The organism is Magnetospirillum molischianum DSM 120, from assembly GCF_000294655.1.
Lineage (GTDB): Bacteria > Pseudomonadota > Alphaproteobacteria > Rhodospirillales > Magnetospirillaceae > Phaeospirillum > Phaeospirillum molischianum.
The window spans coordinates 1-10,807 of the sequence record NZ_CAHP01000059.1 but is presented as its reverse complement, the minus strand read 5'-3'; the positions used below and the strand labels follow the sequence as shown (position 1 = coordinate 10,807).

The window sequence follows — 10,807 nt, the reverse complement described above, 5'->3', positions numbered from 1 at the left end:
GGCCGACCCGCTTGACGATCTCCGCCGCCTGGGCCGCTTCGACCCGGATCAGCATGCGTTCGCTGTCGATATCGCGGACCTTGAGGGCCGCCACCTCGCCGACGCGCAGGCCGGCGCCATAGGCGACCGACAAGGCCGCCTGGTGCTTGAGGCAGGTGGTTGCATTCAACAGGCGGGCGACCTCGTCCCGGCTCAAGACCATCGGCAGCTTGCGCGGATGGTGGATGCGCACCAGTCTGCGCGCCAGATCCGGCCGGTCGAGCGTGTGCGTAAACAAGAACCGGAGCGCCGAAACAATGCTGTTCATCGTCGGCACCGGCACGCCGGACTCTTGCTGGTCCACCTGGAACTGGCGGATATCCTCCGCCGTGGCCGTGCCGGGCGAGCGCCCCAGAAACGTGGCAAAGCGTCCAACATCGCGGATGTAGTCGCGCTGGGTGTCTTGCGAAAACCGGCGCATGTTCATGTCTTCGATCATGCGCTGACGCAATGGGCTGATCGGGGTGGACGGAATAGGAACGGTCATCATATGGCTCCTCACATCGAAGGAAGGAGCCAAAATGCTCGGCCAATGCCGGGCGTCACTCAACCAAAGCGCTACACTTCAGGCTCAATAGGCCCATCAAGAACGAGCACCAATCCCGCGCAGCGGGTTCGTTCATCGGCCCAATTTTGCCATAGAAAGACCTCGACGCAAGCACCCCCGCCGGCCCAAGGCAGGCGGGTATGACCGTGCTGGGTTCATCGAGTCCGCCGATCCCCTGTCCTTGCACGCCATGGCCCTACTACGCCCATGAGCTTGTTGCGGCAGGATAATTTCTGCTTCTTCTAATGATCCTCGTCGCTGGTCCCGCAGGAAGGGATCGGCCCTGAACGGGGATGATCATGGCACCAGCCGCCGCCCGGTCCGAAGCCTTCGTCCGCAGTGCGCGCATGCTGCGCACCGCATTGGGACCGGCCATCGCCGCCTTCCTGGAAGACCCCACCGTCGTCGAGGTGATGCTCAACCCCGATGGCCGGCTGTGGGTGGATCGGCTGTCGGGCGGGCTCGCGGATACCGGCGCCACTCTGTCGCCCGCCGACGGCGAGCGGATCGTCCGGCTGGTGGCGCATCATGTCGGCGCCGAAGTTCACGCCAACAGCCCGCGCGTTTCCGCCGAACTCCCCGAGACCGGGGAGCGCTTCGAGGGCCTGCTGCCGCCGGTGGTCGCCGCGCCCGCTTTCGCGATTCGCAAACCGGCGGTGGCGGTGTTCACCCTCGACGACTACGTCGTCGCCGGCATCATGTCGGCGGAGCAGGCGACTTTGCTGCACCAGGCCGTGGCTGACCGCCGCAATATCCTGGTGGCCGGCGGCACCTCGACCGGCAAGACCACGCTGACCAACGCCCTGCTGGCCGAAATCGCCAAGACCACCGACCGCGTGGTGCTGATCGAGGACACCCGCGAGCTGCAATGCCGAACGCCCAATCTGGTCGCGCTGCGCACCAAGGATGGCATCGCCTCGCTGTCCGATCTGGTCCGCTCCTCCCTTCGTCTGCGGCCCGACCGCATTCCTATCGGCGAGGTGCGGGGCGCCGAGGCCCTCGATTTGCTCAAGGCCTGGGGCACCGGACATCCCGGCGGCATCGGCACCATCCATGCCGGCTCCGCGCTCGGCGCGGTGCGCCGCCTCGAACAGCTCATCCAGGAGGCGGTGATCACCGTCCCCCGTGCCCTGATCGCCGAGACCATCAACGTCGTCGCGGTCCTGGCCGGCCGGGGCCACGAGCGCCGCCTCGCCGAACTGGCCGAAATCGCCGGCCTTGATCCCGCCAGCGGCGATTACCGAATCATCCCCGCCACGTTCCCCGGAGAAGCCCCATGACCCGATTCGCTCTTCGTGTTCGCCGTCATCTGGCGACATTCGGCGCCATCACCGTCCTGATCCTGGCCCTGGCTCCGGCCGCGTATGCCTCCGGCTCGTCGATGCCATGGGAGACGCCGCTGGAGCAGATCCTCGAATCCGTCCAAGGGCCGGTGGCCAAGATCATCTCGGTGATCATCATCACCGTGACCGGCCTGACCCTGGCGTTCGGCGAGACCTCGGGCGGATTCCGCAAGCTGATCCAGATCGTCTTCGGCCTGTCGATCGCCTTCGCCGCCAGCTCGTTTTTCCTGTCGTTCTTCTCGTTCGGCGGCGGAGTGCTGATGTGATGGCGGGCGCCGACCCCATCGACGGCTTTTCCGTCCCGGTCCACCGGGCGCTGACCGAACCGATCTTGTTGGGCGGGGCGCCGCGCACCGTGGCCATCGCCAATGGCACCCTGGCCGCCGCTATCGCGCTCGGTCTGCGCCTGTGGATTCCAGGACTGGTGCTGTGGCTGCTGGGCCATGCCGCCGCCGTCTGGGCCGCCAAGCATGACGCCCAGTTCGTCGAGGTGGTCCGCCGCCATCTCCGTTACCCCGCCTATTTGCGAGCGTGACCGATGCTGAACCTCGCCGAATACCGCACCCATCCGGCCGGCCTCGCCGATTTCCTGCCCTGGGCGGCGCTGGTCGCCCCTGGGGTGGTGCTCAACAAAGACGGTTCGTTCCAGCGCACGGCGCGGTTCCGCGGGCCGGACCTTGAGTCCGCCACCCCCGCCGAGTTGGTCGGCGTCACCGCCCGGGTCAACAACGCGCTGCGCCGCCTGGGCTCCGGTTGGGCGCTGTTCGTCGAGGCCGACCGGCTGCCCGCCACCGATTACCCGGAGAGCGCGTTCCCGGACCCGGCATCCGCCCTGGTCGATCTCGAACGCCAGGACGGCTTCGAGCAGGCCGGGGTGCACTTCGAGAGCCGCTACTTCCTGACCATCCTGTGGCTGCCGCAAGCCGAGGAGGTCAGCCGGGCCGAGGGCTGGCTCTACGAGGGGAAGTCCAAGACCGGGATCGATCCGTGGGAGTTGCTGCGCGGCTTCATCGACCGCACCGACCGGATTCTGCACCTGGTCGAAGGCTTCGTGCCCGAGGTGGCGTGGTTGGACGATGGCGAGACCCTGACGTACTTGCACTCGACCGTCTCCACCAAAGTGCAGAAGGTCCGGGTACCCGAGATCCCGATCTATCTCGACACCCTGCTGGCCGATCAGCCGCTGACCGGGGGGCTGGAGCCACGGCTGGGCAACGCCCATCTGCGCACCCTGACGGTGGTCGGGTTCCCCACCACCACCCATCCCGGCATCCTCGACGAACTCAACCGCCTCGCCTTCCCCTACCGCTGGTCCACCCGGGCGCTGCTGCTCGACAAGACCGAAGCGGTGAAGCTGCTCTCCCGCATCCGCCGCCAGTGGTTCGCCAAGCGCAAATCGATCGCCGCCATCCTGAAGGAGGTGATGACCAACGAGGCCTCGGTTCTGGTCGATTCCGATGCCGCCAACAAGGCCGCCGATGCCGACGCCGCCTTGCAGGAACTGGGCGCCGACGATGTCGGACAGGCCTATCTCACCGCCACCGTCACAGTGTGGGATGAGGATGCCGGTCTGGCCGCCGAGAAGTTGCGCATGGTCGAGAAGGTCATCCAGGGCCGAAACTTTACCGGCATGACGGAATCCGTGAATGCGGTGGAGGCGTGGCTGGGCTCGTTGCCGGGGCATGTCTACGCCAATGTCCGCCAGCCACCGGTCTCGACGCTCAACCTCGCCCACATGATCCCGCTGTCGGCGGTCTGGGCCGGACCGGCCCGGGACGAGCATTTCCAGGCCCCGCCGCTGTTTTTCGCCAAGACCGAAGGCTCGACCCCGTTCCGCTTCTGCCTGCATGTCGGCGATGTCGGCCACACCCTGATCGTCGGCCCCACCGGCGCCGGCAAGTCGGTGCTGCTGGCGCTGATGGCGTTGCAGTTCCGTCGCTATCGGAACAATCAGATTTTCGCCTTCGATTTCGGCGGCTCGATCAGCGCCGCGGCGCTGGCCATGGGCGGCGATTGGCACGACCTCGGCGGCGGGCTGTCGCAGGATGCCGCCGTCTCCCTCCAGCCACTGGCCCGGATCGACGCTCCGGCCGAGCGGGCCTGGGCGGCGGAGTGGGTCGCGGGGATCCTCAGCAAGGAAGGGGTGACGGTGGATGCCGCCGCCAAGCAGCATCTGTGGTCGGCGCTGGAGTCCCTGGCCTCGTCGCCCGTCAACGAGCGCACCATCACCGGCCTCGCCGTGCTGCTGCAATCCGCTGCCCTGAAACAGGCGCTCCAGCCCTATTGCATCGGCGGCGCCTTTGGCCGCCTGCTCGACGCCGAAACCGAGCGGCTGGGCGAATCTTCGGTCCAAGCCTTCGAGACCGAGGGACTGATCGGCACCGGCGCCGCGCCCGCTGTGCTGACCACTCTGTTCCACCGCATTGAGGGGGGACTCGACGGCCGGCCGACGCTGCTGATCATCGACGAAGGCTGGCTGGTCCTTGATGATCCCGCCTTCGCCCAGCAACTCCGCGAATGGCTGAAGACGCTCAGAAAGAAGAATGCGAGCGTCATCTTCGCCACCCAGTCCCTGTCCGACATCGCCGACAGCCCCATCGCCCCGGCCATCGTCGAAAGCTGCCCGACCCGCATTTTCCTGCCCAACGAGCGAGCCATCGAGCCGCAGATCACCGCGATTTACCGCCGTTTCGGCCTCAACGACCGCCAGATCGAGATCATCGCCCGCGCCACGCCAAAGCGCGACTATTACTGCCAGTCGCGGCGCGGCAACCGACTGTTCGAGCTGGGCCTGGGACCGGTGGCCCTGGCCTTCTGCGCCGCCTCCGGCAAAACCGATCACGCGGCGATCGAGCGGGTGCTGACAGAGCATGGTCGCGAGGATTTCGCCGCCGCCTGGCTGCGGGAACGCCGTCTCGACTGGGTGGCCGATCTCATCCCCGACCTGACCAACCTGGAGGGGTCTCCATGAATCGCACCATCTCGGGCTGCCGCCCGCGCCCGCTCGGGGCCTTCAGGCCCCGAACCCCGGTAATTCTTATCGTAGCGTTGCTGGCGGCACCGCCGACCCGGGCGCAATGGGCGGTGTTCGACGCCGCCAATTATTCCCAGAACATCCTGACCGCCGCGCGCGAGCTGCAGCAGATCAACAACCAGATCCAGAGCCTGACCAACGAGGCGCAGATGCTGGTCAATCAGGCCAGGAATCTGGAGAACCTGCCGCTCTCCACCCTGTCCCAGCTCGAATCCTCGGTCCAGCGGACCCAAACGCTGATCGCCCAGGCCCAGCACATCGCCTACGACGTCCAGCAAGTCGAAACCGCGTTCTCCGGCACCTACGGTTCGGCCTCGCTATCGTCGTCCAACACCACCCTGATCGCCAACGCGAAAGATCGCTGGCGGACCTCGGTCGGCGCCTTCGAGGATTCCTTGAAGACCCAGGCCGGCGTGGTCGGCAACATCCCGTCCAACAGTTCCGCCATGTCGTCCCTGGTCTCGGCCAGCCAGTCGGCCAGCGGTGCCCTTCAGGCGGCCCAGGCCGGCAACCAATTGCTCGCCCTGCAATCGCAGCAGCTCTCCGACCTGACGTCCCTGCTGGCGGCCAAAGCCCGAGCCGACGACCTGGAGCAGGCCCGCAACGCCAGTGCCGAATCGCAAGGCCAAGTGCAGTACCAGCAATTCTCCACCCGCAGCGGCTACGTCCCCCACGATGTGACGATGTTCGGCCAGTGAGGGTGCCATGGGCAATGTCGGAATCATCGACACCTTCCTCAACACCTTCACCACTTACATCGACAGCGGCTTCGGCCTGCTGAGGGACGAGATCGCTTATTTGTCGTCCACCTTGATCGTGATCGACATCACGCTCGCCGCCTTGTTCTGGGCCTGGGGCAGCGACGAGGACATCCTTCAGCGGCTGGTCAAGAAGACGCTTTATATCGGCTTCTTCGCCTTTGTGATCGGCAACTTCAACGGCCTCGCCAAGATCCTGTTCACCAGCTTCGCCGGCCTCGGTCTGCTGGCTGGCGGCTCGTCGATCAGCACGGCCGAGTTCCTCCGCCCCGGTCGGCTGGCCCAGGTGGGGTTGGACGCCGGTCAGCCGTTGCTCGACGCCGCCAGCACGATGATGGGCTTCACCGCCTTCTTCGCCAACTTCGTCCAGATCGCGGTGCTGATGGTGTCCTGGCTGATCGTGCTGATCGCCTTCTTCATCCTCGCGGTCCAGATGTTCGTCACCCTGATCGAGTTCAAGCTGACCACGCTGGCCGGCTTCGTGCTGATCCCCTTCGCCCTGTTCAACAAGACCGCCTTCCTGGCCGAGAAGGTGCTGGGCAACATCGTCGCCTCGGGCATCAAGGTGATGGTGCTGGCAGTGATCGTCGGCATCGGCACCGGCCTGTTCGGCCAGTTCACCACCAGCTACGGTGCCAGCCAGCCCACCATCGAGCAGGCGCTGTCGGTGGTCTTGGCCTCCCTCGCCCTGCTGGGCCTCGGCATCTTCGGTCCCGGCATCGCCACCGGGCTGGTGTCCGGAGCGCCGCAGCTTGGCGCCGGGGCCGCCGTGGGAACCGGGCTGGCCGTGGCCGGTGCCGCGGTCGGTGCGGGCGCGGCCATCGCCGGTGGTGGAGCCGCCTTGGCGGGGGCCGGACGCGCCACCGCGGCCGCCGCTCAAGGAACCGCCCGGATGGCCGGCGCCGCGTCCACTGCCTACAGCCTCGGAGCGGCCGGCCAGTCCGGCTTGGCCGGGATTGCCTCGGGGCTGGCGGGTGTCGGTAAAGCGGCCAGCGCCGCCACACTGTCCCCGGCCAAGAAAGCGATGAACGGCGCCGCCGACAGCGTGAAGGAGCGCTTCCAGAGCGGAGCCCGCTCTGCCTTCTCCGCCACCGGCGGCAGTTCGACCCAAGGCACCGTCGCCGCTTCCACCGAAAGTGCCGCCTCCGCCGCTGGCGGCGCGTCATCTCCACCGGCCTGGGCTCAGCGCATGCGCCGCCATCAGGCCATGAGCCATGGCGTCACCACCCTCGCCCATGCCGTCCGCTCCGGCGACAGCGGTGGCGGCGGTCACTCCGTCGATCTGTCCGAGAGGGGATAGTGATGTTCAAACGATCCTCGGTCCGTTACGGCCGCACCCCCGAACCAGAGACCCCGTACCAGAAAGCCGCCCAGGTCTGGGATGAGCGCATCGGCTCCGCCCGGGTCCAGGCCAAGAATTGGCGGCTGATCGCCTTCGGCTCTCTCTTGATGTCAGCCGGCCTCGCCGGCGGGCTGATCTGGCATTCGGCGCGCGGCACCGTGGTCCCCTGGGTGGTGCAGATCGACAAACTGGGCGAGGCCCAGGCCGTCGCTCCGGCCTCCACCGACTACCAACCCACCGATCCACAGATCGCCTGGTATCTGGCCCGGTTCATAGAGGAGGTGCGCAGCATCCCGGCCGATCCCGTCATCGTGCGGGTGAACTGGCTGCGCGCCTACGACTTCACCAACAGCACCGGCGCGGCGGCGCTCAATGACTATGCCCGGGCCGACGATCCCTTCGCCAAGGTCGGCCGGCGGCTCGGAACTAGTCAATTATCGGGTGCGCCGCAACTATATGATCGTCGACCGGTTGTTCCCCGCGGCGGAACTCCGCATGGGCGATGACGACAGCGCGCGACGGATCCGCATCACCCGCACCGACGGAAAGCCAAGGTCATGAGTAGGGAAGAAGCGCCTGCGCCGCTGGCAGCCGAGCCCAATCTGCGCCTGCACGCCGAGCGGCCGCGCGTGACCCGGCTGTCGCGCAAGGCGCTGATGACCCTCGGCGGGGTCTCCGCCCTGGCCATCGCCGTCATGCTGGGATACGGCCTGCAAAACCATAAAAACACCGGATCGCCCCAGGAGTTGCTGGGGACGCAGAGCCGCCCGGCGGCCGAGGGCCTGGCCGGATTGCCGCAGGATTACACCGGCATGCCCAAGCCGCCGCCCCTCGGCCCTGCCCTGCCCGGTGATCTCGGCAAGCCGATCCTCAACGCCCAGAACCAGGGAAAGCTGGTGACGGTACCGGGGCAAGGCCCCAACCAGACTGGGCAGCGCCTCGCCCAGGAGACCGAGGCCGCCCGGGTCAGCCGGCTGTTCGCCCAGACCGGACGTCAGGCGGCCGCCCCTGCCTCAGCAACGCGCACGGATGAGACATCATCGGCTCCGGCCCTGCCGGCGGCCGACGCCGGTTCCGCTCAGAACATGCAGGACCGCAAGACGGCATTCATCAACGGCAGCGTCGATCGCCGCACCGTCGCCCCCGACCGGCTGGCCGCCCCTGCCTCACCTTATATTATCCAAGCCGGCACCGTGATCGCGGCTGCCCTGATCACCGGCATCCGCTCCGACCTGCCCGGCCAGATCACCGCCCAGGTGACGGAATCGGTTTACGACAGTCCGACCGGCCGCACTCTGCTTATCCCGCAGGGGGCGCGGCTGATCGGCCAGTACGACAGCTCGGTCGCCTTCGGGCAGAGCCGGGTCCTGCTGGTCTGGACCCGCCTCATCCTGCCCGACGGCAAGTCGATCGTGCTGGAACGCCAACCCGGAGCCGACACGGAAGGCTATGCCGGCCTGGAGGACGACGTCGATTACCACTGGGGCTCGTTATTCAAGGCGGCCGTGCTCTCGACCCTGCTCAGCGTCGGTGCCGAAGCCGGCACCAGCAACAGCGAGGACAATCTCGCTCAGGCCATCCGCCAGGGCGCATCGAACAGCATCAGCCAGACCGGCCAGCAGATCATCCGCCGCCAGCTCAACATCCAGCCGACCTTGACCATCCGTCCCGGGTTCCCGGTCCGGGTCATCGTCACTCGCGATCTGGTCCTCTCCCCCTACGGAGGTTGATTCATGGCCAAGTTGAAGCTGACCAGCATCCCCGACGATAAACCGATCAAACTGACCATCGAGGTGCCGGCGGCGGTGTTTCGCGACCTTGCCGCTTATGCCGAAGCGATGGGCCGGGTGAACGGACAGGCCACGCCGGAACCGGCCAAGCTGGTCGTCCCCATGATCCAACGCTTTATGGCGACGGACCGGGAATTCGCCAAAGCGCGGCGGGGCGATGACCATCCATCCCATCAAGGGGCTGGGACTCGCAACGATCACGAAACTCCCGTCCAGAGCAGCCAAACCGCGTCATTGAATTCGCCACCATTCTCACATTGATTGCATCACATCACAGACAGCGGGCCGACATCCTTGCGATCCTGCGGGCAATTTATCGAAAGATCGCGGGAGAACCCTTGTCGCGATGGAGCACAAGGTCGAATTGCAGCATCTGCGCTATGTGATCGCCGTGGCCGAACACGGAAGCTTCCGCCGCGCGGCAGGAACGATGGATATCCGGGTTTCGAAGATCAGCCGCTGCATCCGGCATCTGGAGGATGAGATCGGCGTCGGCCTGTTCATCCGCCGCCCCAATGGGGTGACGCTCACCTTCGCCGGCGAGCAGTTCCTGGTTCGGGCGCGTCGGGTGGTCATGGAACTCAGCCAGGCGATCCGCGAGGCCGGATCGGCAGGAACAGGACGGAACGGTTTCGTCCGCGTCGGTCTTCTGTCGTCGCTGGCCGCCCCGTTCCCGGCTATGCTGATAAAAATCTATTGTGCGGCCTATCCCGATGTCCGGATCACCTATAGCGAAGGTGGCACGGCCGATCATCGGACAGCCCTCCAACACCACCAGCGTGACGTTGCTTTTCTCCCCCATCCGGAAAAGGCGGAGGGATGCGACAGCTGTTGCCTCTGGGAAGAATGGCTATTTGCGGCGATGGCCCAGGATGATCCCCTTGCGGGTCAGGAAATCGTCACATGGGACGATCTGCGGGACCGTCACTTCATTTTCAGCGAGTTGCCGCCGGGACCAGAAATCCTGGCCGACCTGACCGAACGCCTCGCGGGATTCGGGTTTCTGCTCAAAGCCGACTTGCTGGCCGTCTATCGGGATACGGTGATGCGGGTCATCGCCAACGGTACCGACGTGACCGTGATTGGCGAGGCGAGAGCCTCGGTAATCCCCCCATTTTTAGCGGGGGTTGGACATAGAACTCAGGCGGCCAATTTCAGTTTCTGGGCGGGTGTGATGCCGCCGATGCCCATATTGGGGCGGTCGTTGTTGTAGGTCCAGAGCCATTCTGTCGCTTGATCCTGCACCTCCGCGATGGTTTCGAAGAGGAACTGGCCCAGCCATTCATGCCGGACCGTCCGGTTGTAACGCTCGACATAGGCGTTCTGCTGCGGCTTGCCGGGCTGGATGTGTTGGAGGCCGATGCCGCGCGTCTCGGCCCATTTCATCAGCGTGCCGCTGATATATTCGGGACCGTTGTCGACCCGAATTGTCGCTGGCTTGCCGCGCCATTCGATAATTTGGTTCAGCATCCGGACAACCCGTTCTGCGGGCAGCGAAAAATCGACTTCAATGCCGAGCCCCTCCCGATTGAAATCATCCAGCACGTTGAGAAGCCGGAAAGCCCTGCCATCCTCCAGACGATCCGCCATGAAATCCATCGACCAGACCTGGTTGGGGGCGTCTGGTACCACCAGTTCGTCGGGCTTGTCGCGTTTGAGCCGGCTTCCGGGGCTTGATGCGCAGGTTCAGTTCCAACGCGCGATAAATCCGATAGACCCGTTTGTGGTTCCAGTCATGCCCCTGGATATTGCGCAGATACAGGAAGCAGAGGCCGAACCCCCAGGTCTTTCTGGCCTGGGTCAGCCCGATCAAAAGGTCGGCGATCTGCTCGTTCTCGTCGGAGAGCCTCGGGCTATAGCGATAGCACGTCTCGCTGAGCCCAAACGTCCGGCACGCCAACGCAATACTGATCCCTCGTCGCGCCACAGCTGTCTCGGCCATCTCCCGGCGCTG

At 65.8% G+C, this 10,807-nt stretch carries 12 protein-coding genes and 1 pseudogene; 11 read left to right on the top strand and 2 right to left on the bottom strand.

Features of this window, described 5'->3' with window-relative positions; translation table 11 throughout:
- A partial coding sequence (locus tag PHAMO_RS17335) for a tyrosine-type recombinase/integrase (RefSeq protein ID WP_235720887.1) occupies nucleotides 1–529 on the bottom strand: 529 nt, incomplete at its 3' end.
- Nucleotides 530–885: 356 nt separating this feature from the next.
- Here PHAMO_RS17335 and trbB point away from each other — a divergent pair.
- The 11 genes from trbB to PHAMO_RS17285 all read left to right on the top strand — a co-directional run bounded on the left by trbB (nucleotide 886) and on the right by PHAMO_RS17285 (nucleotide 10,066).
- Nucleotides 886–1,866, top strand: coding sequence for a P-type conjugative transfer ATPase TrbB (gene trbB, locus PHAMO_RS17330; protein WP_002731247.1), 981 nt, complete (start codon nucleotides 886–888; stop codon nucleotides 1,864–1,866).
- Nucleotides 1,863–2,195, top strand: a complete 333-nt coding sequence (locus tag PHAMO_RS17325; protein WP_002731246.1) for a TrbC/VirB2 family protein — start codon at nucleotides 1,863–1,865, stop codon at nucleotides 2,193–2,195. The genes trbB and PHAMO_RS17325 overlap by 4 nt, the downstream gene beginning before the upstream one ends.
- Nucleotides 2,195–2,464 carry a VirB3 family type IV secretion system protein gene (locus PHAMO_RS17320; protein WP_002731245.1) on the top strand — a complete coding sequence of 90 codons (270 nt, stop codon included), beginning with the start codon at nucleotides 2,195–2,197 and terminating at the stop codon, nucleotides 2,462–2,464. Before PHAMO_RS17325 ends, PHAMO_RS17320 begins: the two co-directional genes overlap by 1 nt.
- Nucleotides 2,465–2,467: 3 nt before the next feature.
- Nucleotides 2,468–4,900 carry a conjugal transfer protein TrbE gene (gene trbE / locus PHAMO_RS17315; RefSeq protein ID WP_002731244.1) on the top strand — a complete coding sequence of 811 codons (2,433 nt, stop codon included), beginning with the start codon at nucleotides 2,468–2,470 and terminating at the stop codon, nucleotides 4,898–4,900.
- Nucleotides 4,897–5,661, top strand: a complete 765-nt coding sequence (gene trbJ, locus PHAMO_RS17310; protein WP_002731243.1) for a P-type conjugative transfer protein TrbJ — start codon at nucleotides 4,897–4,899, stop codon at nucleotides 5,659–5,661. Before trbE ends, trbJ begins: the two co-directional genes overlap by 4 nt.
- Nucleotides 5,662–5,668: 7 nt before the next feature.
- Nucleotides 5,669–7,021, top strand: a complete 1,353-nt coding sequence (gene trbL, locus PHAMO_RS17305; protein ID WP_002731242.1) for a P-type conjugative transfer protein TrbL — start codon at nucleotides 5,669–5,671, stop codon at nucleotides 7,019–7,021.
- A 2-nt stretch (nucleotides 7,022–7,023) separates the two neighbouring features.
- Nucleotides 7,024–7,569, top strand: coding sequence for a conjugal transfer protein TrbF (gene trbF, locus PHAMO_RS17300; RefSeq protein ID WP_002731241.1), 546 nt, complete (start codon nucleotides 7,024–7,026; stop codon nucleotides 7,567–7,569).
- Nucleotides 7,520–7,624, top strand: a complete 105-nt coding sequence (locus tag PHAMO_RS20165) for a hypothetical protein (RefSeq protein WP_456085345.1) — start codon at nucleotides 7,520–7,522, stop codon at nucleotides 7,622–7,624. Before trbF ends, PHAMO_RS20165 begins: the two co-directional genes overlap by 50 nt.
- Nucleotides 7,621–8,793, top strand: coding sequence for a TrbI/VirB10 family protein (locus PHAMO_RS17295; protein WP_002731239.1), 1,173 nt, complete (start codon nucleotides 7,621–7,623; stop codon nucleotides 8,791–8,793). Before PHAMO_RS20165 ends, PHAMO_RS17295 begins: the two co-directional genes overlap by 4 nt.
- A gap of 3 nt (nucleotides 8,794–8,796) precedes the next feature.
- Nucleotides 8,797–9,114 (top strand): DUF2274 domain-containing protein, encoded by a 318-nt coding sequence (locus tag PHAMO_RS17290; protein ID WP_002731238.1) that lies wholly within the window; start codon nucleotides 8,797–8,799, stop codon nucleotides 9,112–9,114.
- Between the two features lie 85 nt (nucleotides 9,115–9,199).
- Nucleotides 9,200–10,066, top strand: a complete 867-nt coding sequence (locus PHAMO_RS17285; protein WP_002731236.1) for a LysR family transcriptional regulator — start codon at nucleotides 9,200–9,202, stop codon at nucleotides 10,064–10,066.
- On the opposite strand, the pseudogene PHAMO_RS19190 reads toward PHAMO_RS17285, so the two are convergent.
- Nucleotides 9,994–10,807 (bottom strand): annotated as a pseudogene (locus PHAMO_RS19190) (IS3 family transposase); the annotation flags it as partial. The gene PHAMO_RS17285 and the pseudogene PHAMO_RS19190 overlap by 73 nt on opposite strands.

Excerpts from the sequence above, each read along its gene's own strand:
- PHAMO_RS17320 (WP_002731245.1), top strand. The coding sequence starts at position 2,195 with ATGGCGGGCGCCGACCCCATCGACGGCTTTTCCGTCCCGGTCCACCGG.
- PHAMO_RS17295 (WP_002731239.1), top strand. The coding sequence starts at position 7,621 with ATGAGTAGGGAAGAAGCGCCTGCGCCGCTGGCAGCCGAGCCCAATCTG.
- trbJ (WP_002731243.1), top strand. The coding sequence starts at position 4,897 with ATGAATCGCACCATCTCGGGCTGCCGCCCGCGCCCGCTCGGGGCCTTC.
- trbB (WP_002731247.1), top strand. The coding sequence starts at position 886 with ATGGCACCAGCCGCCGCCCGGTCCGAAGCCTTCGTCCGCAGTGCGCGC.
- trbE (WP_002731244.1), top strand. The coding sequence starts at position 2,468 with ATGCTGAACCTCGCCGAATACCGCACCCATCCGGCCGGCCTCGCCGAT.
- trbF (WP_002731241.1), top strand. The coding sequence starts at position 7,024 with ATGTTCAAACGATCCTCGGTCCGTTACGGCCGCACCCCCGAACCAGAG.
- PHAMO_RS17285 (WP_002731236.1), top strand. The coding sequence starts at position 9,200 with ATGGAGCACAAGGTCGAATTGCAGCATCTGCGCTATGTGATCGCCGTG.
- trbL (WP_002731242.1), top strand. The coding sequence starts at position 5,669 with ATGGGCAATGTCGGAATCATCGACACCTTCCTCAACACCTTCACCACT.
- PHAMO_RS17325 (WP_002731246.1), top strand. The coding sequence starts at position 1,863 with ATGACCCGATTCGCTCTTCGTGTTCGCCGTCATCTGGCGACATTCGGC.
- PHAMO_RS20165 (WP_456085345.1), top strand. The coding sequence starts at position 7,520 with ATGATCGTCGACCGGTTGTTCCCCGCGGCGGAACTCCGCATGGGCGAT.
- PHAMO_RS17290 (WP_002731238.1), top strand. The coding sequence starts at position 8,797 with ATGGCCAAGTTGAAGCTGACCAGCATCCCCGACGATAAACCGATCAAA.